19 protein-coding genes are annotated in these 24,143 nt (G+C 65.1%); 4 read left to right on the forward strand and 15 right to left on the reverse strand.

What is annotated here, in order from left to right:
- Positions 1-68: 68 nt before the first annotated feature.
- From arfB to pabB, 4 genes are read right to left on the reverse strand one after another with little or no spacing between them, the layout of a single operon-like run.
- Positions 69-479 (reverse strand): alternative ribosome rescue aminoacyl-tRNA hydrolase ArfB, encoded by a 411-nt coding sequence (arfB, locus tag SZ64_RS14750; protein WP_054531524.1) that lies wholly within the window; start codon positions 477-479, stop codon positions 69-71.
- Positions 472-1,152, reverse strand: a complete 681-nt coding sequence (locus SZ64_RS14755; protein ID WP_054531525.1) for an RNA pseudouridine synthase — start codon at positions 1,150-1,152, stop codon at positions 472-474. The genes arfB and SZ64_RS14755 overlap by 8 nt, the downstream gene beginning before the upstream one ends.
- Positions 1,149-2,324, reverse strand: a complete 1,176-nt coding sequence (locus SZ64_RS14760; protein WP_054531526.1) for a pyridoxal phosphate-dependent aminotransferase — start codon at positions 2,322-2,324, stop codon at positions 1,149-1,151. Before SZ64_RS14760 ends, SZ64_RS14755 begins: the two co-directional genes overlap by 4 nt.
- Positions 2,321-4,132, reverse strand: coding sequence for an aminodeoxychorismate synthase component I (pabB, locus tag SZ64_RS14765; protein WP_054531527.1), 1,812 nt, complete (start codon positions 4,130-4,132; stop codon positions 2,321-2,323). The genes SZ64_RS14760 and pabB overlap by 4 nt, the downstream gene beginning before the upstream one ends.
- Before the next feature lie 101 nt (positions 4,133-4,233).
- On the opposite strand from pabB, the gene SZ64_RS14770 reads away from it, so the two are divergent.
- Complete coding sequence (locus SZ64_RS14770; protein ID WP_054531528.1) at positions 4,234-5,832, forward strand: helicase HerA-like domain-containing protein; 1,599 nt, start codon at positions 4,234-4,236, stop codon at positions 5,830-5,832.
- Between the two features lie 110 nt (positions 5,833-5,942).
- Positions 5,943-8,621 (forward strand): M1 family metallopeptidase, encoded by a 2,679-nt coding sequence (locus SZ64_RS14775; RefSeq protein ID WP_054531529.1) that lies wholly within the window; start codon positions 5,943-5,945, stop codon positions 8,619-8,621.
- 9 nt (positions 8,622-8,630) lie between these two features.
- Here the strand turns inward: SZ64_RS14775 and SZ64_RS14780 are convergent, their stop codons facing one another.
- The 5 genes from SZ64_RS14780 to SZ64_RS14800 form a co-directional block, all read right to left on the reverse strand.
- Complete coding sequence (locus tag SZ64_RS14780; protein WP_241773049.1) at positions 8,631-10,067, reverse strand: ATP-binding protein; 1,437 nt, start codon at positions 10,065-10,067, stop codon at positions 8,631-8,633.
- Complete coding sequence (locus SZ64_RS14785) at positions 10,064-10,807, reverse strand: response regulator (protein ID WP_054531530.1); 744 nt, start codon at positions 10,805-10,807, stop codon at positions 10,064-10,066. The genes SZ64_RS14780 and SZ64_RS14785 overlap by 4 nt, the downstream gene beginning before the upstream one ends.
- A 25-nt stretch (positions 10,808-10,832) precedes the next feature.
- Complete coding sequence (locus SZ64_RS14790) at positions 10,833-11,438, reverse strand: EF-hand domain-containing protein (RefSeq protein WP_054531531.1); 606 nt, start codon at positions 11,436-11,438, stop codon at positions 10,833-10,835.
- Between the two features lie 207 nt (positions 11,439-11,645).
- Complete coding sequence (locus tag SZ64_RS14795) at positions 11,646-12,053, reverse strand: cupin domain-containing protein (protein ID WP_054531532.1); 408 nt, start codon at positions 12,051-12,053, stop codon at positions 11,646-11,648.
- Positions 12,054-12,081: 28 nt separating this feature from the next.
- Complete coding sequence (locus SZ64_RS14800) at positions 12,082-13,887, reverse strand: aminopeptidase P family protein (protein WP_193391531.1); 1,806 nt, start codon at positions 13,885-13,887, stop codon at positions 12,082-12,084.
- Positions 13,888-13,925: 38 nt separating this feature from the next.
- Here SZ64_RS14800 and SZ64_RS14805 point away from each other — a divergent pair, with 38 nt between their 5' ends.
- Positions 13,926-16,025 (forward strand): S9 family peptidase, encoded by a 2,100-nt coding sequence (locus SZ64_RS14805; RefSeq protein ID WP_054531533.1) that lies wholly within the window; start codon positions 13,926-13,928, stop codon positions 16,023-16,025.
- A gap of 10 nt (positions 16,026-16,035) precedes the next feature.
- Positions 16,036-16,434, forward strand: a complete 399-nt coding sequence (locus SZ64_RS14810) for an acyl-CoA thioesterase (protein WP_054531534.1) — start codon at positions 16,036-16,038, stop codon at positions 16,432-16,434.
- On the opposite strand, the gene SZ64_RS14815 is transcribed toward SZ64_RS14810, so the two are convergent.
- From SZ64_RS14815 to SZ64_RS14840, 6 genes are all read right to left on the reverse strand, one after another.
- Complete coding sequence (locus SZ64_RS14815; RefSeq protein ID WP_054531535.1) at positions 16,435-18,198, reverse strand: diguanylate cyclase; 1,764 nt, start codon at positions 18,196-18,198, stop codon at positions 16,435-16,437.
- Between the two features lie 135 nt (positions 18,199-18,333).
- Entirely contained in the window at positions 18,334-19,572 is a 1,239-nt protein-coding gene (locus SZ64_RS14820; RefSeq protein WP_054531536.1) for an SGNH/GDSL hydrolase family protein, read from the reverse strand.
- 91 nt (positions 19,573-19,663) lie between these two features.
- A complete protein-coding gene (locus tag SZ64_RS14825; protein WP_054531537.1) occupies positions 19,664-20,278 on the reverse strand; it encodes a hypothetical protein in 615 nt (204 codons plus the stop codon).
- A 121-nt stretch (positions 20,279-20,399) separates the two neighbouring features.
- Positions 20,400-22,046 carry a SulP family inorganic anion transporter gene (locus tag SZ64_RS14830; protein WP_054531538.1) on the reverse strand — a complete coding sequence of 549 codons (1,647 nt, stop codon included), beginning with the start codon at positions 22,044-22,046 and terminating at the stop codon, positions 20,400-20,402.
- Positions 22,043-22,387 (reverse strand): helix-turn-helix transcriptional regulator, encoded by a 345-nt coding sequence (locus SZ64_RS14835; RefSeq protein WP_054531539.1) that lies wholly within the window; start codon positions 22,385-22,387, stop codon positions 22,043-22,045. Before SZ64_RS14835 ends, SZ64_RS14830 begins: the two co-directional genes overlap by 4 nt.
- A gap of 340 nt (positions 22,388-22,727) precedes the next feature.
- A complete protein-coding gene (locus SZ64_RS14840; protein WP_054531540.1) occupies positions 22,728-24,140 on the reverse strand; it encodes an efflux transporter outer membrane subunit in 1,413 nt (470 codons plus the stop codon).
- Positions 24,141-24,143 lie beyond the last annotated feature (3 nt).

The following is a 24,143-nucleotide window of genomic DNA, read 5'->3' on the forward strand; positions in this document are numbered from 1 at the left end:
GTGGCACCGCCCTACAGGGGCCGGCCATTGCGTCAGAAGCGCCCGAAAGTCAAGCGGAGTGAGTCACTTCACCACTCCACCTTGCCGCGTCCGGCCTTTACGCTGCCGCGTTTCTTCTTCGATTGCAGGCGGGCTTCCTTGCCGATGCGGTTGAGGCGGCTCTTGGCGCGCTTCTTCGGCTCGCGCTGGGCCTCTTCCAGCAGTTGGGTGAGTCGCGCGCGGGCATCGGCGCGATTCATTTCCTGCGTGCGGTGATTGCGGGCGGCGATCACGATCTCGCCCTTCGCGTTCATCCGGCTGCCCGCCAGTTCCTTCAGCCGGTGGAACACCGGCGGGGACAGGCGTAGCGCATAGACATTCACCCGCAACTGGACAGCGGTGGCCACCTTGTTGACGTTCTGCCCGCCGGGGCCGGATGCGGCGATGAAGCTCTCTTCCGCCAGCGCCAGCGCACGCGGAACGAGATCGTCCTCAGTCATCGCCGCCGGTGAAGCCGAACACGGCGAAATCGGCGGGCATCGGCGCAGTGGCGGCGATGGCTTCCTTGCCCTCGCGCTCCATCAGCAAGGCCGAGGCGTGCAGCATGGTGCGCCCCACGCGCGAATCGCGCTTGCCGTAAACAGGATCGCAAACAAGCGGAAAACCGATGCCCGATGCGGCATGGACGCGAATCTGGTGAGTGCGCCCGGTAACGGGTTTGAATTCCACCAGCGTCACGCCGTTCTGCACGGCGATTCGCCGCCAATGCGTGATGGCGGGCTTGCCCTTGCGCGCCGGGATCATGTGCCAGCCATCGGCCGCGCTGCTGATCTTGGAGAGGGCCAGTTCCACCGTGCCTTCTTCCTGAGCCACTTCCCCGGCCAGAATGCCCAGATAGGTCTTCTCCACCCGACGTTCCTCGAAGGCCTGGGAGAAGCGCTTCAGCGCCCGGGGGTTGCGGGCCAGCAGCAGGCAGCCTGACGTGTCCATATCCAGACGGTGCGCTGGTGCGGGCGGGCGCTGGAAGCCCAGCTTCAGCTCTTCCAGATGATCGTCCAGCGATTCGCCCCCGGCGCGCGGCCGGTCCAGCGGCATACCGCCGGGCTTGTCGATCACCAGCGCTTCGGCATCCTCGAACAGGATGCGGTCGGCAAGGTTCGGCCAGCGGCTCATGCCAGTGCTCCTGCGATTCGCCGCATGGCTTCGGCCAGCACGGCATCGTCGGCGGCAAAGCTGATGCGGAAGCCATCGCGTCCACCGAAGGCCGATGCGGCGACCACGGCCACGCCATGATCGAGCAGGTGCATCGCCAGTGCTTCATCGTCGCCAAAACGCTCCATCAAGGGAGCAGCGTCGATGAAGCAATAGAAGGCTCCATCGGGCACGGGCGTGGACAGGCCGGGGATCGCGTTGATCGCGCCAACCACCATGTCGCGCCGCGCGCGGAAGCGCTCACGCCATTCGCCGAGGAACTCCTGCGGCCCTTCGAAGGCGGCCACGGCAGCGGCCTGGCTGATCGAGGCGGGATTGCCCGAACTGTGTGACTGGAGACGGCCCATGGCGGAGATCAGCCATTCAGGCCCGGTGGCCACGCCGATGCGGAAGCCGGTCATCGCGTGGCTCTTCGATACGCCCGAGACAGTGCAGATGCGGTCCGCCAGATCGGGGCAGAGATTGGCCAGCGTCGCGTGGGGCTGGCCGGTATAGATCAGCGGCGCATAGATATCGTCCGACAGCACCAGCACGCGCGGATGGCGGCGCAGCACTTCGCCGATGCCCAGAAGCATGTCCGCCGGATAGACCGCGCCGGTGGGATTGCCGGGGCTGTTGAGCATCAGCCACTGCGTCTGCGGCGTGATCAGCGCCTCCACATCGGCGGGGCTGAAACGGAAATTGTCCTTCGCACGGGTGATCAGCGGAACCACGCGGCCACCGGCAAAGCGGATGATCTGCGGATAGCTGACCCACCACGGCGCAGGCACAATCACTTCCTCACCGGGGCTGAGCGTGGCCAGCAGCGCATGGAAGATCGCCTGCTTGCCGCCCGCGCTGACGATCACATTCTTCGGATCGGCATCGATCCCCAGATCGCGCTTGTAGTGGAGCGCGGCGGCTTCCTTCAGCCGCATCGTGCCGGTGACAGGGGTATATTTCGTGTGCCCCGCATCCAGCGCGGCCTTGGCCGCCGCGATTACATGGGCAGGCGTGGCGAAATCCGGCTCGCCCACGGAAAGGGAGATGATGTCACGCCCCTGTTCGCGCAGTTCGGTCGCGCGGTCGGTCATGGCCGTGGTGCGCGAAGGCTCGATCCGGGAGAGCGCCTGCGAAAGGTGCGGCGAACTCATTGGCCATTCTCCATCAATTGCGCGGCCATCAGCCCGCGCGTGGCATTGCCCAGCAGGAAACCGCCTGCAAGATCGGCCAGCGTCAGTTCCGCTTCCACCGCCTTGCCCGCTTCGATCAGCGACCGGCGCAGCACGCCGGGAAGCAGGCCGAGTCTGAGCGGCGGAGTCAGCAGCATCCCGTCGCGTTGGACAAAGATATTGGTGAAGCTGCCTTCGGTAACCAGCCCATCGTCGCGCAGCAGCAGGGCCTCGTTTGCGCCGGACTGCTTCGCCAGATCGAAAGCCATTTCATAAAAGGCGCGATCCGTGGATTTATGGCGCAGGCGCCAGTCCCCGGTGACGACCGGCAGCGGCACCGGCGCGCAGCGCATCGGGCCGGTGGCAGGCGCGGGCATGGGCGTGGTTTCCAGCGAAGTGGCCCCGCCGCGGGCCAGCAGCAGGCGCAGCTTGGCGGGTTCTTCCAGTTCGAAGCACAGCGCCTGAATCTGATTGCGCGTCGCGTGGCGATCGAAGGCGAAGCCCAGTTCGGCGGCGCTGGCCTTCAACCGTTCCAGATGGAGCTCCAGCAGCGGAATGCCCTTTTCGGGATCGAAGCCCATCGTCTCGATCAGGTCGAACCCGGCGGCGGCCTGCCGCACGAAATCGGCCTTCACCAGGCATTCGCGCCATTCGGACATGGCCGTGCTGTCAGCCACGATAGCCCCGCCCACGCCCATCACTGCCGTACCCCGGCCGTTTTCTTCAGGCGTCAGGCGGATGGTGCGGATGGCCACGTTGAAGGCAGCATCGCCATTCGCGTCGATCCGGCCGATGGCGCCGCAATAGGGGCCGCGCACGTCGCGTTCCGTTTCGTCGATCAGTTCCATTGCGCGGATTTTCGGCGCCCCGGTGATCGAACCGCAGGGGAAGAGCGCGCCGATCATGTCCATCGCGCCCAGCCCCGGCTGCAATTGCGCGCAGACCGTGGTCGTCATGGTGTGGACGGTGGGATAGGTTTCCACCAGGAACGGCTTTTCCACGCGCACTGTGCCGGCCACGGCCACGCGGCTGAGATCGTTGCGCATCAGGTCAACGATCATCAGATTTTCGGCCCGGTCTTTCACCGAAGCGGCCAGCTCCTCCGCCAGCGCGGCGTCTTCCTCCGCGTCGCGCCCGCGCGGGCGGGTGCCCTTCATCGGCTTGCAGCGCGCGGCATCGCCCTTCAGGCTGAAGAACAGTTCCGGGCTGAACGACAGCAGCCAGTGCGATCCGTCGAAGATCACCCCGCCATAGCCCGCATTGGCCGAGGGGCGAATCGCCCCATACAGCGCCAGCGGATCGCCCCGGGTGGAACCCGAAAGCTGCATGGTGAAATTGGCCTGATAGATGTCGCCCGCCTGGATCGCATCCTGCAGGCGATTGAACTGTTCGATATAGGCGCCGGTGGAAATCTGCGGCTGCATCGGGCCGATGGAAGGCGGCAGCCCGGCTTCGGCATGGTCTTCCAGCCAGCGCGGCACATCGGCGGCGGGGATGATCTGCGGATCGCCGAACAGCGCCAGCCAGACGAGCGGCCCCGCCCCGCCGGTGCGAGGCTCTGCCAGCGGCATCAGCCGGGCTTCCAGTGCAAGTCCCGCCTCATATGCTAAATATCCGGCCAGCGTGCCGCCCTGCTCGCGCCGGGCAGCCTCAGCCGCTTCCAGCACGGGGGACACTTCCTCCGGGCGGCGCGCGACAAAGATCGCGCGCGGGTTCTCGAACAGTTGCGCGTCGCTCGCACCATGCTCGCGCGCGTCATCGAACAGGACAAAGGGTTGCCGCGTGGCCATGCGCCCGGCTTTAGTAAGTTTCCCGCGCAAGTCGAGCGCTTGACCGCGCCCAAGTGCATCCGCATCACCATGCGGCAGCAAATTCAGGGAGCCGGATATCCATGGCAGACATCTTCATCGGACTTGGCGCCAATGGTGAAAGGCAGGTGCTCACCCTGTCGCGCGCGAACCGCCACGGGTTGATCGCGGGCGCGACCGGCACCGGCAAGACCGTGACCCTGCAGGGCATTGCCGAAAGCTTTTCCGCCGAGGGCGTTCCCGTTTTCGTGGCGGATGTGAAGGGCGATCTTTCCGGCATCTCCATGGCCGGATCGCCCACTTTCAAGAATGCCGACAAGCTGGAGGCGCGGGCGAAAGAACTGGGCATGGATGATTATGCCTATTCCGATAATCCGGCGGTGTTCTGGGATCTCTATGGCGAACAGGGCCATCCCATCCGCACCACGATCAGCGAAATGGGCCCGCTGCTGCTTTCCCGCCTGATGGACCTCAATGAAACGCAGGAAGGCGTGCTGAACATCGTGTTCCGCTATGCCGACGAACAGGGCCTGCTGCTGCTCGATCTGGAAGATTTGCAGGCGATGCTGGCCCATGCGGTGGAAAATGCCGGGGAACTTTCCGCTAAATACGGCAATGTCACCAAGGCCAGCGTGGGCACGATCCAGCGCGCGCTACTGACGCTGGACAGCCAGGGCGGGGCGCAGTTCTTCGGAGAGCCCGCACTGGAGATAAACGATTTCCTGCAGGTGGACGATCAGGGGCGCGGCTACATCAATGTGCTGGCCGCCGACAAATTGATGCGCAGCCCCAAGCTCTACGCCACCTTCCTGCTGTGGCTGCTGGCAGAACTGTTCGAGACGCTGCCCGAAGTTGGCGACCCGGAAAAGCCGAAGCTGGTGTTCTTCTTTGATGAGGCACACCTGCTGTTCGACGATGCGCCCAAGGCTTTGCAGGAAAAGATCGAACAGGTGGTGCGCCTGATCCGGTCCAAGGGCGTGGGCGTCTATTTCGTTACCCAGAACCCGATCGACATTCCCGAGGAAGTGGCGGGCCAGTTGGGCAACCGCGTGCAGCATGCCCTGCGCGCCTTCACGCCGCGCGATCAGAAGGCGATCAAGGCCGCTGCCGAAACCTTCCGCATCAACCCCGATCTGAACGTGGCTCAGGCGATCACCGAACTGAAAGTGGGCGAGGCACTGGTTTCCACTCTGCTGGAAGACGGCGCGCCCTCCATCGTGCAGCGCACTCTGGTAAAGCCGCCCCGCTCGCGCCTCGGCCCCGTGACCGAGAAGGAGCGTGCCATCATCCGTTCGATCAGCCCGGTGGACGGGAAGTATGATGAGCGCGTCGATCGGGAAAGCGCTGAGGAAGTGCTGGCCCAGAAGGCCGCCGACGCCGCCGCAACCGCACAGGAAGTGGCCGAAAAGGGCAAGGAAGAAGTGGCGAAGCGGGAGCGCAAGTCCACCAGCATCTGGGACGGGCTTGGCGGCAAGGTGACCAAGGCCGCCGTGGGCGCCGCCGCAGCTTCGGCCGGCTCGATCCTCGCCAGTTCGATCCAGGGCAAGAAGAGCCGGGCCAATCCGCAGGCCAGCGCCGCCAGTGCGGCGGCGGGCACTGTTGCAACAGAGATCGGCAAGGCTTTTGGCGTGCCGGGCCTAGGTCGCTTCGCGCGCAATCTGATCGGCGGGCTGATGCGGTAGGCAAGCCCTTCGTCGATCCCTGACGCTGCCTAACGAAAGTTACGGTTGAAATCGGCTGGCATTTAAGGTGAGGCAGGGGGATTCCCGTTCGTCACCGAAAAGGCCCCCCGATGCGCGCCAGACTGCTTGCTGCCTCCTTCCTCGTCTCCGCCTTCGCCTGCGGGGCACAGCCTGCCTTGGCGCAGGAAAAGTCTGCCGAGGTCGCGGCTGTCGAGGCGCTCGGCCCCGTGCCGGCCGGCCGGCTGACCGATGCGGTGGTGCCTTCGGCCTATCGGCTGGATCTGGTGATCGATCCTGCGCGCGAGGCCTATTCCGGCCGCACGCAGATCGATGTGACGATTGCCCGGCCCGCAACCTATATCGACCTGCACGGCCTCGATCTCACCATGCTTTCCGCCACGGCGACCATCGGGGGCAAGGCCTATGCCGGGCGCTGGACCCAGCTCGATGAAACAGGCGTGGGCCGGCTGGTGTTCGACGAGCAGCTTCCGGCGGGCGAGGCCGTGCTGGAATTCACTTACACCCATCACTTCAATGAAGGCCCGGCGGGCATCTTCCGTACTAAGGTGGGCGATCAGTGGTTTGCGTGGACGCAGTTCGAATCGATCGACGCGCGCCAGGCCTTCCCTTCGTTTGACGAGCCGGGCTTCAAGGTGCACTTCACCGTAACCCTGCGCACGCCGCGCGGGCTGGTTGCCGTGTCGAACACGCCAGAGGTTTCCAGCAGCACGGACGGCGAGTGGGACGTGCACCATTATGCCCAGACCAAGCCGCTGCCGACCTATCTGGCGGCCTTCATGGTCGGCCCGTTCTCGGTTGCCGAAGGGACGATCCCGGCCACGCCGGAACGGCCCGCCCCGCTTGCCCAGCGCCTGATCACCACGCCGCAAAATGCCGGGCAGAGCGACTTCGCTCTGGATGCAACAGCCAGGATCATTCCGCTGCTGGAACGCTATTTCGGCATTCCGTATCCTTATGAAAAGCTTGACCAGATCACCTCGCCGATCATGCCCGGCGCGATGGAGAATGCGGGCGCGGTGCTTTATGCAGATCAGATCGTCATGCTGGACGAAAGCGCGCCGGTTTCATCCAAGCGGGTGGCGGGCATGGTGCTGGCACATGAGCTGGGCCATCAGTGGTTCGGCGATCTCGTCACGCCCGAATGGTGGGATGATATCTGGCTGAACGAAAGCTTCGCCAACTGGGTGGGCTATTACGTCGCCGATCAGTGGCGGCCCGATCTGCGCGTGTGGGAAGGCGCGCTGGGCGAAGGCTTCGAAGCGATGGATACCGATGCGCTGGTGGCCGGTCGGCCGATCCGTGAGCCGATCCTGACCAATGGCCAGATCGATGCGGCCTTCGATACGATCACCTATGGCAAGGGCGGCCATGTCATTGCGATGATCGCCGCCTTCATGGGCGAGGAGAAGTTCCGCGCCGGTGTGCACCAGCACCTTACCAACCATGCCTTCGCCAATGCCACGGGCGACGATTTCTTTTCCGCCCTGGCAGGCGCTGCGGGCGATCCGCGCATTGTTTCGGCGATGAAGAGCTTTGTCGAACAGCAGGGCGTGCCGCTGGTTACCGTCAGCGGTTCGCAGGGCACCTACACAGTCAGCCAGAGCCGCTATGTCCGCTATGGCAGCAAGGGGCCGGATGTGCAGTGGCAAGTGCCCTTGTGCATGCGGACAATAGGTTCGGCGGCGGAGCGCAAGTGCGAACTGCTGGCCGACAAGTCGATGCCCTTCGCGATTGCGGGTGATGGGGCGCTGCTGCCCAACGCCGGGGGCACGGGCTATTACCGGTTCGAACTGCCCGCCGAAGAATGGGACAGGCTGATCGCCACTGCCGATACTCTGACCGGGGGTGAAGCACAGGCCGTGGCGGACAGCCTGCGGGCCAGCTACCTCGCCGGGCGCGCCAGCCCGGAACAGCTGATTGCCCTGACCCGCAAGCTGGCAGCCAATCCCGATTCCTACGCCTTCGCGGAAGCCGGGTCGACGCTGGCCCTGCTCGACACGGGCGGATCGCTGGAAGGAAAATCCGAAGAGGCATTCCGCCAACTGGTAGACGGCCTTTATGCAAGCCAGCTCAAGGAGATCGGCTTCGATCCCCGGCGCGGGGCCTATGCCGGTGCCGATGCAGAAACGAGCGAACGGCGCGACCGGCTCGTCACCCGCCTGACCAGCGCGGCGCATGACGCGGGCGTGCGCGCAACCCTGCTCAATGCGGCTCGGGCCTATCTGGGCGGGGATCAGGCGGCGCTGGACGATGCCTTCATGGCCGATGCGCTGGCCGTCTATATCGACGAAGGGGATCTTGCCAGAGTGAAGGATCTGGCGGGCAAGGCGCTCGCCTCGCAGGATCCGGTGTTCCGCCCGGCCGCCCTCGGCGCGCTGGCGGGCAAGGGCGATGCGAAGATCGCGGACTGGCTGCTCAACGGCTTTAAGGATGAAAGGCTGCGACCCACCGAAAAGCTGCGTCTGATCACCGGCGTGTTGCGCCGCGAGAAGACGCGCGATTTCGGCGCAGAATGGCTGCGCACCAATTATCGCGATCTGGTGCAGCAGATGGGCGGCATTTTCGTGACCCGTTCGATCCCGGGCATGCTGTCCGGCTTCTGCTCGGCCAAGCGGGCAAGCGAGTTTGAAAGCCAGTTCGGCGAACTGGTGGCCAATACGCCCGCGCAATTGCCCTTTGAGCGCACGATGGAAGAAGTGCGCGATTGCGATGCGCTGGTTGCCGCGCGCGGGGAAGCGGCCCGTGCGGCGGTGCTGTCCGCAAAGTAGGTAGGGGGCTCAGGCCAGCGGAACGCGGATTTCGGCGGTCAGGCCAATTACCTCGCCGCCGGGGCCGTGGCGATTGACAAGGCGCAGGCTGCCATCGTGCTGATCCGCAATCGCGCGGGCCAGCGTCAGGCCAAGGCCCGATCCGCCTGTGCCGCGATTGCGGGAGCTTTCGCCCCGGCGGAACGGTTCCATCATCGCGCCGATCTCGTGTTCGGGAATGCCGGGGCCATCGTCTTCCACGCGCAGCACGGCCATGCGGCCTTCGCGTAGCAGGGAAACGCGTGCCTTGCCCCCGCCATAGCGCAGGGCATTGGCCACCAGATTGCGCAGGGCGCGGCGCAGCCAGGTGGTGCGGATCAGCGCGGCGATGCGGCTGGTTTCGCCGAATTCCACATCCTCGCCCATATCCTCGAACTCCTCCACCACCGATGCCGTCAGGGCGGCAAGATCGGTGGTTTCGGGCTGGTCCGACGGGCGGCCGACACGGGCGAGCGACAGGATGTCGTCCAGCGTGCGGGTGATGTCTTCGATCGTGGCGGCCATGCGGTCGCGCTCGGTCGGGTCTTCCACGGATTCGATGCGCACGCGCAGCGCAGCCAGCGGGGTCTTCAGATCGTGACCGATGGCGCCCAGCATCACGTCCTTTTCGTCCAGCAGGGCGGCAATGCGGGCTTCCATCTCGTTATGGGCCTCGATCAGGCGGCGCGTGTCGTCCGGCCCGGCGGGTTGCAACTGCCCATCCGTCTCACGCGTGCGGGCGAATTGTTCCATGCGCCGCGTCAGGGCGGCCAGCGGCCGGGTGATGCGGCGCAGCAGCAGGGCAAGGCCGCCAACCAGCACGGCATAGATAATCATGGTCTGCCCGATGATCCCGCCCAGCGCACCCGGTTCGGGCGCAGGGTGGGGCATGCGGGCCACGGTCCAGTCCTTCTCGCCCTTGCGCTGGAGGCCGGCGACAATCAGATCGCGTTCGGCCCAGTCCGGGCGGACACGCCACCTGTCCGTGTCGCGCAGGCGCTGTTCCACATAGGGGTCGTCCGACACGTTGCGGCTCGTCACCACAAGTTGGGCAGGTTCGATTCCCTGTTCGGCCAAAATGGCGCGCAATTGTTCTTCACGCGCGGCGTCGCGCATCTCGCCGGGGTGAAGCGGATTGTCTGCCGTATGTTCCACACGCAGGCGCTGCCAGCGGCGGGGCCGGTCTTCATCGCGGCGTTCAATCTCTCGCTTGTCCTGCGATGCGTGGTTCGGCTCTGTCTCGCGGTAATCGATGCGCGGTTCGGAAACGAGCTGGAAGGCGAGGCCATTGGCCACGCCCATCTGCCGGCGCTGTTCGGACGCGCGATAGAGCAGGGCAGCGGAAATCGCCTGCGCCACCAGCAGGGCCACGGCCACCGCCAGCAGCATTTGGCCCAGCAGGCTGCGAGGATAGAGGCGCAGCTTCACGTGCCGGTTCCCGGCAGAGTGCGCCGCACGTCCGTTGCCAGCACATAGCCGCCGCCGCGCACGGTCTGGATCAGGCGCGGTTCGCGCGAATCCACTTCGATCTTGCGGCGCAGGCGGCTCACCTGGTTGTCGACCGCGCGATCGAACAGATGCGCTTCGCGGCCCTGCACCATGTCCAGCAGGCGGTCGCGGTCCATCACCTGGCGCGGATGGTCGAGAAAGGCGACCAGCAGGCGGAACTCGGCCGAGGAAATCGGCACCAGCACCCCTTGCGGGTCGATCAGGCGGCGCTTGACCGGATCAAGCCGCCAGCCTTCGAATTCGTAATGTGCATCTTCCTGCGGCACGGGGCCGCCGCGTGTGGCGCGGCGCAGCACGCTCTTGATCCGGGCGACCAGTTCGCGCGGCTCGAAGGGCTTCACCACGTAATCGTCCGCCCCGATTTCAAGGCCGACGATCCGATCCATCGCCTCGCCCTTGGCGGTCAGCAGGATAACGGGAAGTTCCTTCGCCTCGGTCAGGTGGCGGCAGAGCGAAAGGCCGTCCTCGCCGGGCATCATGATGTCCAGCAGCACAAGCTCCGGTGTCTGGCTGAGCAGCACGGTGCGTGCTTCCGCTGCGCTGGCGGCCTGGGTCACGGCAAACCCCTGGCGGATGAGATATTCCGCCAGGGGCTCGCGCAGGCCCGGTTCGTCGTCCACCAGCAGGATGCGGATCGGTGCCGCATTCTCGCTCGTCATATCGCGCCCCCTTGTGCCTTACTGATTACCTGGCCGACTTGCCGTCCGGCGCCTGGCGCTTGGCGCGCCCTTCTGCCTTGCGTTCGGCCTTGTGGGCCTGCTTGGCGGACTTGCGCTCGGCTTTAGAGATCGTGCCGTCATGATCGGTATCGATCTTGTCGAAACGGGCAAGGGCAGCCGCCCTGAACTCGTCCTTCGAAATCGCACCGTCCTTGTTCGTATCGGCTGCCTGCGGGTCCATCATCGGGCCGGGGCCGCCAAAGGCCATGCCGGGATGGCCCTTCTTGCCGTGGCCTTTCATGCCCTTGCCCGGACCCTTGCCGTCCATCGGCGGGGGCGGGCCATCGGGGCCAGGGCGTGCATCGGCAAATTCCTGGCGGCTGATCTGGCCGTTGCCGTCCTTGTCGATCTTGGCGAAGTGTTCCGCGCCGCGGGCTTCGCGGTCCTTGGCATCCAGCTTGCCGTCCTTGTTCGCATCCATCTGGGCGAACATGGCGTCGACATGCTTTTCGACCTCGGCGCGAGTCTGCGGGGCATTGCCGGGGCCATTGGGGGCAGCGCCCGGCTGGGCGAAAGCGGCGCCGGCCATTGCCAGCGCGGCGGCCGAAAGTGCGAGAGTGATCTTGCGCATCGTAGGGGGCTCCATAATCCGAAAGGATGGAATTGGGGAGCTGCGAGGCCCAGTGGGAGGGAGGGGACTGAAGCGGACCCCGCAGCTCATGAGACAGGTTTTACTGCGCGCATGTCGCTGGTTTATGCCGGGCTGCGGCAAAATTGTCGCAAAGTGTCGCGTCTGAACGGGCGTGTTCATCGGGCTGCAAGATGGCGGCGGGCGAGCTTAGCGCGGGCGGTGCTGCGTGCCTTCACCGGCAGTGATGAACAGGCCGGTCGCCTCCCCCTCAATATCCGCCGTGTGCCAAGTGCCGGGCGGGTTGATCGCATATTCGCCTGGGGAAAGGCGGGTGTGCACATGGGTGCCGTCCTCCAGTTCCTGGATCAGCTCCATCGTGCCGGAAAGGCAGACCACCACTTCATCGCCCGCCGGGTGCATTTCCCAGCCGGGCCAGCTTTCGGTGAAGCGAAACAGGGAAACCAGCCGTCCCTCGGCCCCGTCATCCCCGTGGCGCGCGGTGTAATCGGCATACCATTGCATTGCCCGCTCATCGCGCGGGAATTCCGGCTGAGGGATCGCGCTGGCGCCCCTGCCCAGATGGATGGGGTTGGTTTCCAGCACGTGTCTGGCCATGGCGGCCTCTCCCCTTTGTTTTATGTCGTCAGAGCGGTGCGCATTGCTCTTCCAGCCAGGCGAGTACCTCGCCTTCCAGCTGGGGAGAGATCACGTCCCACACCCGCGCGCAATAGAAGTCCCACCAGGCGCGTTCATTGTCGGTCACTTGGTCGACGTCGATCAGGCGGCGGTCGATGGGAACCAGAGTGAGCGTTTCGAAGCCCAGCCAGGCCCCTTCCGCGCCGTGGATGTGGCGTTCTTCCACCACCACCAGATTTTCCACCCGGATGCCGTATTCGCCGGTCTTGTAATAGCCTGGCTCGTTGGAAAGGATCATGCCGGGCAGCAATTCCTGCTCGCCGCCTGCCTGCGCGCCGCGCGCCTTGGCAATGCGCTGCGGGCCTTCATGCACGGACAGGAAGCTGCCTACGCCGTGGCCGGTGCCATGGGCATAATCCAGCCCGGCCCGCCACAGGAACTGGCGCGCCAGCGTATCGAGCTGGCTGCCGGTGGTGCCGGTGGGGAAGGTCTGGGTGGCAAGCGCCAGATTGCCACGCAGCACGCGGCTGAACCGGTCCTTCACTTCATGCGGCGGCTCGTCCGGGCCGATCCACACGGTGCGGGTGATGTCGGTGGTGCCATCGGGATATTGTCCGCCCGAATCGACCAGATAGACGCTGTTCGGTTCCAGCGTGCGGTCAGTCTCCTCGCTCACGCGGTAATGCACGATGGCGCCATTCGGGCCGGAGCCGGAAATCGTGTCGAAGGACAGGTCGCGCAGATCGCCGCATTCGCGGCGGAACTGGTGCAGCTTTTCCGCTGCGGACATTTCGGTGACAGTGCCCTTCGGCCCTTCGAGCGACAGCCAATGGAGGAAGCGGGTGACGGCAGCCCCGTCGCGCGCCTGTGCGGCGCGGTGGCCGTCCAGTTCCACCTGATTCTTGATCGCCTTGGGCAGCACGCAGGGATCGCCGGTTTCGACCACTACCGCGCCCGCATTGTCCAGCGCGGCGAAAATGCCTGCCACGCAATTGGTGGGATCGGCCGCCACGCGCTTGCCGTGCAGTTCTTCGAGAGCGGAAACGAACTCCGCCTTGTTGCGCAGGCGCACGGCATTGCCCAGATGGGCCACCAGTTCGGGAGTGACCTTCTCGGGCGCGATGAACAGATCGGCCGTGCCGTCCGCATGGGCGACCACGTAGGACAGCGTCACCGGCGTGCGCTCCACATCGGTGCCGCGGATGTTGAGCAGCCAGGCAACGGAATCGAGCGCTGCGATCACCGCGGCATCGAGGCCATAGGTCTTCAGCCATTCGCCCAGTTCGGCGCGCTTTTCCGCGCTGGGCTTGCCGGAATAGGCATCTTCATGGACGAGGGCGGGGGCCAGCGAGGGCTCGGGTCGGTCCTGCCACACGGCGTCCACCGGATTGCTGTCCACCGCGACGAGCCTGCTGCCCTTGGGTGCCAGCGCGCGGGCCACGGCGTCTGCCCAGCCCTTGGAATGGAGCCAGGCATCATAGCCGATGGTCGCGCCATCGGGCGCATTCGCGCCCAGCCATTTGGCGGGGCTGGTTTCGGGCACGCCCTGATATTCCCAATGGGCGCCGTCCACCTGATCGCGCACCTGCAATGTATAGCGGCCATCGACGAAGATCGCCGCCTTGTCGGCAAGGACGACCGCCGTGCCGGCCGAACCGCCGAAGCCGGTCAGCCATTCAAGCCTCTGGGCATAGGCGCCGACATATTCGCTCATATGCTCGTCGCTGATTGGCACCACGAAGCCATCGAGCCCGCGTGAGGCGAGTTCCTTCCTCAGGGCGGTGAGACGGGCTTCGTGAGTCTGCATCAGCATTGCTTGCGGTCCTTTCCGCACCAACATAGGGCGGGATCATGGCCGATACCACACCCGCAACGCCCGTTACTGCCCCTCTCGCGGCAAAGAAGCCCCATTCCGTCACCCATCACGGCATCACCGTGACCGACGATTACGCATGGCTGCGCGATCCCGGTTATCCCGAAGTGACGGACAAGGAAGTGCTCGCCCATCTGGAGGCGGAGAATACGTGGTTCGAAGCGCGGATGAAACCGCACCAGCCGCTGATCGACAGCCTGTTCACCGAAATGCGCGCCCGCATCAAGGAAGCGGACAAGTCCGTGCCGCAGAAGGACGGCGACTGGCTCTACTGGATCGAGTTCGAGGAAGGCGCGGAATACAAGAAATGGTGGCGCCGCCCGGTCGGCGCGCCGGACGATGGCAGCGCGGACGAACTGATCCTGGATGAAGTCGCGCTGGCGGGCGATCTGGAATATTTCCGCCTCGGCGCTTTGTCGCTCAGCCAGAACGGCATGATGCTGGCCTATGCGGTGGACGATAACGGCTCCGAACGCTTCACCGTGCGGATCAAGGATCTGGCCACGGGCGAATTGCTGCCCGATACGATTCCCGGCACGCTTTCCTCGCTCGTGTGGGTCGCGGGCGACAAGGGCCTGATCTATTCGCTGGCAAATGAACAATGGCGCACGGACAATGTCCGCCTGCACTGGCTGGGCCAGCCATTGGAACAGGATGTGGAGCTGTATCACGAGGATGATGAAGGCTTCCGCGTCGGCTCCGGCCTGTCCGCCAATGAGAAATGGGTGGTCATTTCCACGGGCGACCATGAAACCAGCGAAGCGCGGCTGATCCCGGCCAACGATCCGCTGGCCACGCCGATCCTGATCAAGGCGCGGCAGGCTGGCGTGGAATATGACGTGGACGAGCGGGACGGCACGCTGTTCATCCATACCAACGACACGCATGAGAATTTCCGCCTCGCCACGGCGCCGCTGGCCGATCCGGGCAGTTGGACCACGCTGATTGAAGGGACGGACGAGTTCTATCTCACTGGCTTCGATCTCTTTAGGGATTTCTACGTAATCGAAGGCCGCCGCGCCGGGCTCGATCAGGTGGAAATTCGCTATTACGACGATCCTGCGCGGATCGAGCCGATCACTTTCCCCGAAGCGAGCTATGTCGCCGGGCTGGGCGACAATCCCGAATGGGCAATGGAAAAGCTGCGCCTTTCCTATGAAAGCATGGTCAGCCCGCGCTCGGTCTATGATTACACCGTGGCGGATCGCAGCATGGACCTGCTCAAGGTGCAGGAAATCCCCTCGGGCTACGATGCTTCGCTCTATGCGACGGAACGGCTGGAAATCGCCGCGCGCGATGGTACGAAGATCCCGGTCAGCGTGGTCTATCGCAAGGATCGCGCCCAAATGAATACGGGGAGCCCCGGCCCGCTGCATCTCTATGGCTATGGTGCCTATGGCATTTCGATAGAGCCGGGCTTTTCCACCACGCGGCTCAGCCTGGTGGATCGCGGCTTTACCTATGCCATCGCCCATATTCGCGGCGGGGACGATCTGGGCCGCGCCTGGTACAAGGCGGGCAAGCTGGAACGGCGGACCAACACCTTCAACGATTTTGTGGATGTGGCGCAGGGCCTGATCGCGCTGGGCTATACGCAGGCTGGGCAGATCAGCATTTCCGGCGGTTCGGCAGGCGGGGAACTGATGGGCGCGGTCGCCAATTCGGACCCGGGCCTGTGGGGCGCCGTGGTGGCGCATGTGCCATTCGTGGATGTGCTGGCCACCATGCTGGATGCTTCTTTGCCGCTCACTCCCGGCGAATGGCCCGAATGGGGCAACCCGATCGAGGACAAGGCCGCCTTCGAACTGATCCGCAGCTATTCGCCCTATGATCAGGTAAAGGCGCAGGCCTATCCGCCGATCATGGTGACGGCAGGTCTCAACGATCCGCGCGTGACCTATTGGGAGCCGGCCAAATGGGTGGCGAAGCTGCGCGAGCTGAAGACCGACGGCAATGAACTGATCCTCAAGACCAATATGGGCGCGGGCCATGGCGGGAAATCCGGCCGTTTCGAAAGCCTGAAGGAAACAGCAGAGGAATTCGCCTTCATTTTGTGGCAGCTTGGCGCGGGGCGCTAGGAATCACGCAATGAGCAACAGCTACACGATGAGCTTCACGGCCGGGCCGGAGCACATCGACTTCAACGGGCATGTGAACAACATGGTGTGGCTGCAATGGGTGCAGGACATCGCCACGGCCCATTGGGAAGCGGTGGCCCCGCCGGAGCATCAGGCGAAATATGTCTGGTTCGTCACCCGGCACGAGATCGATTATCGCGGCAATATCGTGGAGGGCGAGGAAGTGACCGCGCGCACCTTCATCCCCGATCCGCCGCAGGGTGCGCGTTTCCTGCGCTGTGTGGATTTCACCAATGCAGCCGGAAAGCCCATCGTGAAGGTGCGTTCGATCTGGGCGATGATCGACCGGGAAACCGGCCGCCCCCAGCGCATCACGCCGGATATATCCGCGCCTTTCATGCCGGCCTGATCAGGCGCTCTTGCTGCGCCCCGCACTGCCTTGGGTGCGCCTTTCCTGCCGGCGCCTGTCGTTGCCGCGTCGGTCTTTCCCATGGGCATCGAACAGGGTCAGCTTTTCGCCGATAGTGCGATTGCGCCCGGCCTGCTTGGCTTCGTAGAGCAGCTTGTCGGCACGGGAATAGAGCGTACGGAAGGAACTGGCGGCCATGGCTTCGGGCGGGCCTTCCACCACGCCCATGCTTGCCGTGACCAGGCGGCTGAGCCCCGGAACTTCTTCCGCGATCCGGATCGGCAGCATCTGGCGGCGCTGTTCGGCGCGGGCGCGGGCATCGGGTCCACGCAGCAGCAGCAGGAATTCCTCCCCGCCCAGCCGCATCACCAGCGTATCTTCATCGGGCAACAGATTGCGGGCGGCGGCGCGCAGCACTTCGTCGCCCATGGCATGGCCGTGCAGATCGTTGATCGCCTTGAAGTGATCCAGATCGAGCAGGGCGTAAGTGGAAAAGCCGTGCTGGCACAATTGATGGAAGCGCGGCTCGATCGCGCGGCGGTTCAGCAGCCCGGTCAGCGGATCGTGATCGGCCAGAGTTTCCAGCACCTGCGCGCGGGTGCGGGCAGTGTCGCGCTGATCGCGCAGGGTCATCATGCGGTCGGCCACGCCCATCGCGGAAATGATCACTTCCACCACCAGCGCGGCATAGAACAGCTCGTCCACCAGCGAAGGCGCGCCATAGAAACCGACACCGCGGACTATCCGTTCGACCGCGCACAGGAAGATCGGCGCCCATGCCGCGATCTGGAACTTCACCGCACGGCTGCCGCGCCGCAGCGCCTGGGCCATGGCCAGCACATGGATGGCCAGCGCGGGAATGAAGCCGATGAAATAGAACTGGTGCGAGCGATAATCGAGGAAGGGCGGATGCAGCGTGATCAGCCCCGGCCCTATCACCACCAGCGCGCTGGCGATCCGCAAGGCGAGGCGCATATTGGGGCTCAGCTTTTCCGGCTCGAGATAATCGGCAACGAAAAAGCCCGCCAGCGCCACTGCCAATGCGGGGGCGAACCCGTTGATCTTGGCCAGCGTGACCACACCGAAATCGGCGTAAAGCACGATCAGCCCGGAAAAGCTGATGACGTATGCGATCATCGAGACGACCAGCGTCGCATGCCACAGCACGAAGCGCTGGCGCAGCACCGAATAGATCGCGAGATCGAAAATCAGCGGAGCCAACAGCAGGCCTGCCAGCATGCCGAAAGCTGTCAGCATCGCTGTAGACCAACCGCCGCCTTCCCACGAGCTGGAAAGGCGAGCGTCGGAAAGCACGGCCGCATTCCAAGGCCGTTCGAAGCGCACCACGATGGCCACCGTGTCGGCGGACACTTTAGGCAATGGCGCGGAAAAGACGGAGCGGCCCGCACGCGGTGTAACATCCTGCGGGCCAAGGCCCAGTGCCTCCACCGTGCCATCGCGATTGACGGAGAAGATACTCAATTTGTCGAACTTGGTGACGCGGGTCACCAGGGCCGCAGGCAAAGGCTGCCCACGCCACGCACTCGCTTCGAAGCGCAGCCAGCCGGCGGGCTGCAAGTCTTTCCAATGGGTGGAATTGCAGATCCATGCGGATGGATCGGCCGCCAGTTCGGCATAGGAAGTGGTGGCGGGGCTGAAGGCGTGACAGGTCGGCTGGATCTTGGCCGCCCCTTCTTCATGGGCAACAGCAGGGGAGGGAATGGCCAAGGTGGCCGCGATCAGCAGCGCAAGGCATGCAAGCATGCGCGTGAAAACACCTATCCCCATGGAGGCGGACTAGGCCTGAGAAGTTAACCTGAAGCTAAGCATGCGATGAACCGAGCGGCGCAGTTCCGCCGCCCGGTGCCATTTCTCGGAAAGTGGGCCAGGTCTGGCGGTTCAGTGCGCCTTGAACAGCTTCAAGTCGATCGAATCGCCCACGGCTTTCAGCCCGGCATCGCTGCCATGCAGATGGTCGCCCATGTGATAGCCTTCGCGCATCTGGCGCGGGTCGGCCGGGTCGGCAAAGGCGGTATCGAGCCGCACGATCCCGTCGAAGGCCCCGCCGGTGAGAATCCAGTGATTGATCTGCTCGCGCGCGGCTTCGCCTTCCTCGGTCCAGTAGCTGGCGCCCTTATAGGGGCCGATTGGCGAACCGATCACCTTGATGCCCTTTTCATGGGCGCGGGCGATGATCTGCTTGTAGCCGGCAATCATCTGCTCCGCCGTGATCTGCGGCTGGTCCAGCCCCGGCAGCTGCGGCCCGCCGCTGCGCACGCCGAAGCGGTTGCCGATGTCATTCACCCCTTCGAACACGATCATGTATTTCACATTGGGCAGGCTCAGCACGTCCTCGTCGAAGCGGGCCAGTGCCGCCTCGCCCATGCCGGGGCTGAGGATGCGGTTGCCGCTGATCGCCGCATTGGCCACAGCCCATTCCTTGCCCGCGGCCTGCAGCCGGTCGGCCAGAATATCGGGCCAGCGGCGATTGGCGCCGGGAGTGGAGCCCACCCCGTCTGTGATCGAATCGCCAAAGGCCACGATAGTGCCCAGCGCATCGGGCGAATCCACTTCCACCACGCTCAGGAACGCGCGGAACTGCGCCTTGGACACAGGCTCGAAGGGTTTGCCCACGTGATTGCCGGGGGGCGACACGGCCAGCTCGTCCATGCCGGTAAGGTGGCAGGTGCAGGGGCCGGTCGGCTTGGGCAGGTAGAATTCCACTTTCAACCGCGCCAGATCGGGCAGGTCCAGCTTCACGGCATCGCTGACGAAAGGCGCGCCGCGCGGGATCACTGCCCCGGCCTCGCCGCCGAAAGTCAGCATGCGGGCGCTGCCGGGCACTTCCTTGCCCGCATCGTCGATCCGCACGATCCGCGCCGCGCCGATTTCCAGCGGGCCGGGGCCATAGCGGTTGGAAAAGCGCAGCCGAACGCTGGTGCCGCCCTCGCTCAGGCGCAGGATCTGGCTGAGCGTGACATTGTCATAAGAAGCGGCGGCAAAGGGCCCTTCCGTGCCCAGCGGCGCATGGGGCGATGCCGTCCAGCTGGCGACCCATTCGGCCTGTGCTGGCGCGGCGGCGGCTAGCCCGATTGCGGCGGCGGCAAGGCCTGCCCCCTTGAGTGTGGTAAAACGCATCCCCCAGTTCCTTCCTCTCATGCGGATTTTTCCGCATCATGGGATGGCACAAGGGGGATGCGCAAGACTTGCCTTGGAGCGCAGCCTTCGCTCAGCCCTTGTAGACCCAATAATTCGGGCCGAAGCGCTGTTCGAGATCGACCAGACATTCGCGGTGAATCTCGCGCACACGTTCGGGCGTCATATATTCGGCCGGGTCGATTTCCTCGATGGTGAGGGTGGATTTGTCTTCATACAGGTGCTCGCCCGTCAGCAGCGCCTTGTCATTATAGGGCCAGATGAAGGCCTGGCGGCTGGAGACGAGATAGAGCCCCTCTTCCTTTTCCGCCTTGATTCCGATCTTGGCCAGTTCCGCGCCGGTGGACATCTGGTGGAACCACATCTCGTCGGCAATGCCCCAATCGGCCACGGCCACCTGATCGCCGCTGTTCCACAGCACGATGTCGCCGATGGACGAATAGAAATCGAACACGCCCTGCTTGCCGTGGACCTGCACGGGATTATCGCCCCAGCACACGTGATAGACGGGATCGTCCGCCATCATGTCGTCGGCAGTGATTTCCTTGAACATCGCCGCGCCTTCCAGATGCACGTGGCGGCAATAATTGAGCAGGATCGCGCGGTGCAGAGGGTTTTCCGTCCGCTCGATCAGGTCGAGCGTCGGGTTCATGCAATCATAGACTTCCTGTTCGTATTTGCTGGCCATGGCCTCTCTCCGATCTGTTTGAGCCAGCTTGTGCCACGCAAGCCAGCCCACCCGCTAGGAGCGGGGCGCAGAAACGGTGTGACGGCAGCGCAAGCGCGGCGAGCGGTGCAGGTTTGGGGCCTCAGTCGGTCGAGCGGCGGTCGATCCGGGCGATGGCGCTATCCAGAGACTTCACCCGTTCCGCCCCGGCAAAGCGCGGTTCGGCACGGGCGAGGGTTTCCCACACACCGGGCTGCATGTCGCACAGGATCACTCGCGTCTGGCGTTCCTTCGCCTGCCGCACGAAGGTTTCGAGCACGGCAAGGCCTGAGGAATCCATGTAGGGCACCCGGTCCAGCCGCAGGATCACCGCACGCGGCACCTGGCCGATGCGGGTCAGCGTATCCAGCATGTCGCCCGCCACGCCGAAGAACATCGGCCCTGCAATGCGGAACACTTCCACGCCCTGCGGCAGGGCGGCGCGCTGGCCCGGGTCCTCGATGCTGCGATCGTCCGCCAGCACGCCGGTGGCGCTGGAAATGCGAGCCATGAACAGCAGCGAGGCCAGCGTCACGCCCACGCCGATCGCCACGGTCAGGTCCACCAGCACGGTCAGCGCGAAGGTGAGCAGCAGCAGCGCGCGTTCGCCCACATCCATGCGCAGCAACATGCGGAAGCGTTCCACTTCGCTCATGCCCCAGGCCACGATCAGCAGGATCGCGGCAAGCGCGGGCATGGGCACATAGGCCACCAGACCGCCTGCCACCAGCAGCACCACCAGCAGGGCCAGCGAATGGAAGATGCCCGCCATGGGCGTCTGCGCGCCGGCGCGGATATTGGTTGCGGTGCGGGCAATCGCGCCGGTGGCGGGCAGCCCGCCGAACAAGGCAGAGGCGAGATTGGCCACGCCCTGCCCGATCAGTTCCTGATTGGGGCGGTGCTTGTATCCGGTCATCCCGTCGGCCACCACGGCGGACAGCAGCGCCTCGATCCCGGCAAGGAAGGCGATGGTGAAGGCCGATGGCAGCACGTCGCGCAGCATGGCCATGGTGAAGCGCGGCATTTCCGGCATGGGCAGGCTGGTGGGCATATCGGGGAAGCGCGCCCCCACGGTCTCCACCGGTAGGCCGAGCAGCAGCACGGCCAGCGATGCGACGCCAATGGCGATCAGATAGCCGGGCAGCTTGGGGTTGATGCGCTTCAGCAGCAGGATCACCGCCAGCGATCCGGCACCCACGCCCAGCGCGGGCCAGCTCATCGTGCCTATGGCGTTGAGATAGGCTTCCCACTTGCCCAGGAATTCGGCCGGCACCTTGCCCGCCTGCAGGCCAAGGAAATCGCCCACCTGGCTGGAGGCGATGATCACGGCGATGCCCGCGGTAAAGCCCGTCACCACCGGCATGGGCACGAATTTCATCAGCTGGCCCAGCCGCGCATAGCCCGCCACGATCAGGATGATCCCGGCAAGGATTGTGGCCAGCACCAGCCCGGAATAGCCATGCTGCGCGATCACGCCCGCGATCACCACCACGAAGGCGCCGGTCGGCCCGCCCACCTGCACGCGCGATCCGCCCAGTGCCGAAATGAAGAAGCCCGCCACTACGGCCGTCACCAGCCCCTTGTCGGGCGAGGCGCCGCTGGCGATGGCCAGAGCCATGGAAAGCGGCAGAGCCACGATCGCCACGGTCAGCCCGGCCATGGCATCGGCGCGCAGCCGGGCGAGCGTGTAGCCTTCGCGGAAGGCCGTGATCAGCTTGGGGGTGAAGGCGGAGGGCAGGCTGGCCATCATTCGTGCCTCGGGCTGCCCTTAGGGGCGGGGGCCGGTTGCGGGGCCTGCTTGTCATAAAGCAGCGATGCATCTGCACCGCTGGACGCTCCCGCGATGGTCTCGCGCAGGCGCACGCCCCGGCCGATCCCGGCGCTGGGCGAATGTTCGCCGATGATCTCGATCCCGGCCTTTTCCAGCCCGCCGATTACTTTCACCAGCGTATCCACCGTGCCGCGCACCTGCCCCTCGCTCGCCTCCATCCGCTGGATGGTGGGCAGGGAGACACCCGCCAGTTCGGCCAGCTGCTTCTGGTCGATCCCGAGAAGCGCGCGGGCGGCGCGGATTTGCTGGGCAGTGATCATCTGTGATTCCTGATGTATGAAACATCTATATAGCGGTCTAGAGGTGGGATGTGCAAGAGATGTGCATCATGGGGATTTCATGGAGTCACCCCAGCCTTGTGCCGCGCGCCAGAAAGACCGGCACGGCCCCGTCCGCTCGGTTGTTCTCCACCCGGCGTTACTCCGCATTCGCCAGCGCAGGGTGCGGCGTGTCTCCACTCTTCGTCATTCCCGCGCAGGCGGGAAGCCAGTTCCGGCGGTTGCTGCTGGATCCCCGCCTGCGCGGGGATGACGAAAGAGGGCGCAAGCTTGCGGGATCCCGGATCAAGCCCGGGATGACGCAGGGGGCGACTGGAAAACCCTACTCCGCCGCCTCGTCCTGCCATGCGCCGCCCAGCGACTTGTACAAAGCGATGGCCGATGCGGCCTTGCCTGCGCGGGCCTGTGCATCCTGTCGTTCGGCTTGGGTCAGCCGCAGCCTTGCCTGTTCCAGCTGCAGCTTGCTGGTTTCGCCCCGTTCGAACAGCAGTCCCGCAAGGGTCCATGCCTGTTGCTCGCGCTGCAGGGCCGTGGCGGCATTGGCGCCGGACCGGGCGGAAGCGGCGAAGCGGTTGGCCGCGCCTTCGCTTTCGGACAGGGCCTTCACGATTGCCGCCTCATAGGCTGCCGCCGCACCGTCCGCCTTGGCGTCCGCCGCGCGGATCTGCGCGCGGATGCGGCCGAAGTTGAAGATCGGCCAGCGGAAGAAGCCGCCGGCCATGTAGCGCAGGCTTTCCCCCGTCAGGAGATCGTCTGCCGACTGGGCTTGCAAGCCGATGCTGCCCTGCAGGGTAAAGCGGGGATAGAGGTCCGCCTTGGCCACGCCGATCCCGGCGGTGGCGGCGGCAAGGTCCATTTCCGCGCGGCGAATGTCGGGCCGCCGTTCCAGCAGGTCTGACCGGATGCCGCTGGCCACTGCATCGGGCGCGGCGGGCACGGGGCCGCTGCTGGCCAGCAGGTCTGGCACGATCTCTTCGGGTGGCGTGCCCACCAGCGCGGCAAGGCGATAGGCCGCCCCCGCAACATCGGCTTGGGCTTGCGCGACCGCGCCTGCCCGTGCCTCGCGTTCGGCGCTAACCTGTTCCGCCTCCAGCCGCGATCCTTCGCCTGCCTTGGCCCGCAGCGCGGTCAGTTCGGCCAGCGCAGTGCTGGCCTGCTGTTCGGTGCGCGCGGTGGCGAGCTGTTCCTGCGCAAGCCGGAAGTCGACATAGGTGCGCGCGATTTCCGCCGTGAGCGAGACGACCGCATCGCGCTGTGCCCATTGCGCGGCATGTTCCACGGCACGCGCGCGCTCTATCTCGCGGGTGGTGCGGCCCCATGTGTCCACTTCCCAGCTGGCGTCGAAGCCGCTGTCGATCAGCGGAAATTCCGGGTCGAAGCCGGGAATGTTGCCTACAGGGATCTGCCCGTTTTCGCTGATGCGGTTGAGCGTGGTGTCCCGCGTCATGGTCACCTGCGGCTTGCGCCCGCCCTGTGCTGCTTCGCGCATGGCGCGCGCCTCTGCAATGCGGGCCGTGGCCTGCCGGATGTCGGGGCTGGTGGCCAATGCGCGCTCCACCAGTGCGGTCAGCTGCGGATCGCCGAATTGTTCCCACCATGCCGAAGTTACCGGCGCGGTGGATGCGGGCTCCAGCCAGTCGCCGGCCATGGCGGTTTGCGGCCGTTCGTAATCGGGTCCGACGGTGCAGGCTGCCAGGGCGAGCAAGGGGAGCGGGAGGAGAAGGCGGAAACGCATCGG

Origin of the sequence: Erythrobacter sp. SG61-1L (assembly GCF_001305965.1) — a bacterium.
Classification (GTDB): Bacteria; Pseudomonadota; Alphaproteobacteria; order Sphingomonadales; family Sphingomonadaceae; genus Andeanibacterium.

Excerpts from the sequence above, each read along its gene's own strand:
- SZ64_RS14795 (WP_054531532.1), bottom strand. The coding sequence starts at position 12,053 with ATGGCCAGACACGTGCTGGAAACCAACCCCATCCATCTGGGCAGGGGC.
- SZ64_RS14755 (WP_054531525.1), bottom strand. The coding sequence starts at position 1,152 with ATGAGCCGCTGGCCGAACCTTGCCGACCGCATCCTGTTCGAGGATGCC.
- SZ64_RS14785 (WP_054531530.1), bottom strand. The coding sequence starts at position 10,807 with ATGACGAGCGAGAATGCGGCACCGATCCGCATCCTGCTGGTGGACGAC.
- SZ64_RS14815 (WP_054531535.1), bottom strand. The coding sequence starts at position 18,198 with ATGCTTGCATGCCTTGCGCTGCTGATCGCGGCCACCTTGGCCATTCCC.
- SZ64_RS14840 (WP_054531540.1), bottom strand. The coding sequence starts at position 24,140 with ATGCGTTTCCGCCTTCTCCTCCCGCTCCCCTTGCTCGCCCTGGCAGCC.
- SZ64_RS14825 (WP_054531537.1), bottom strand. The coding sequence starts at position 20,278 with ATGGCCAGCAAATACGAACAGGAAGTCTATGATTGCATGAACCCGACG.
- SZ64_RS14770 (WP_054531528.1), top strand. The coding sequence starts at position 4,234 with ATGGCAGACATCTTCATCGGACTTGGCGCCAATGGTGAAAGGCAGGTG.
- SZ64_RS14805 (WP_054531533.1), top strand. The coding sequence starts at position 13,926 with ATGGCCGATACCACACCCGCAACGCCCGTTACTGCCCCTCTCGCGGCA.
- SZ64_RS14810 (WP_054531534.1), top strand. The coding sequence starts at position 16,036 with ATGAGCAACAGCTACACGATGAGCTTCACGGCCGGGCCGGAGCACATC.
- SZ64_RS14775 (WP_054531529.1), top strand. The coding sequence starts at position 5,943 with ATGCGCGCCAGACTGCTTGCTGCCTCCTTCCTCGTCTCCGCCTTCGCC.
- SZ64_RS14800 (WP_193391531.1), bottom strand. The coding sequence starts at position 13,887 with ATGCTGATGCAGACTCACGAAGCCCGTCTCACCGCCCTGAGGAAGGAA.
- SZ64_RS14835 (WP_054531539.1), bottom strand. The coding sequence starts at position 22,387 with ATGATCACTGCCCAGCAAATCCGCGCCGCCCGCGCGCTTCTCGGGATC.
- SZ64_RS14820 (WP_054531536.1), bottom strand. The coding sequence starts at position 19,572 with ATGCGTTTTACCACACTCAAGGGGGCAGGCCTTGCCGCCGCCGCAATC.
- pabB (WP_054531527.1), bottom strand. The coding sequence starts at position 4,132 with ATGGCCACGCGGCAACCCTTTGTCCTGTTCGATGACGCGCGCGAGCAT.
- SZ64_RS14760 (WP_054531526.1), bottom strand. The coding sequence starts at position 2,324 with ATGAGTTCGCCGCACCTTTCGCAGGCGCTCTCCCGGATCGAGCCTTCG.
- SZ64_RS14790 (WP_054531531.1), bottom strand. The coding sequence starts at position 11,438 with ATGCGCAAGATCACTCTCGCACTTTCGGCCGCCGCGCTGGCAATGGCC.
- arfB (WP_054531524.1), bottom strand. The coding sequence starts at position 479 with ATGACTGAGGACGATCTCGTTCCGCGTGCGCTGGCGCTGGCGGAAGAG.
- SZ64_RS14830 (WP_054531538.1), bottom strand. The coding sequence starts at position 22,046 with ATGATGGCCAGCCTGCCCTCCGCCTTCACCCCCAAGCTGATCACGGCC.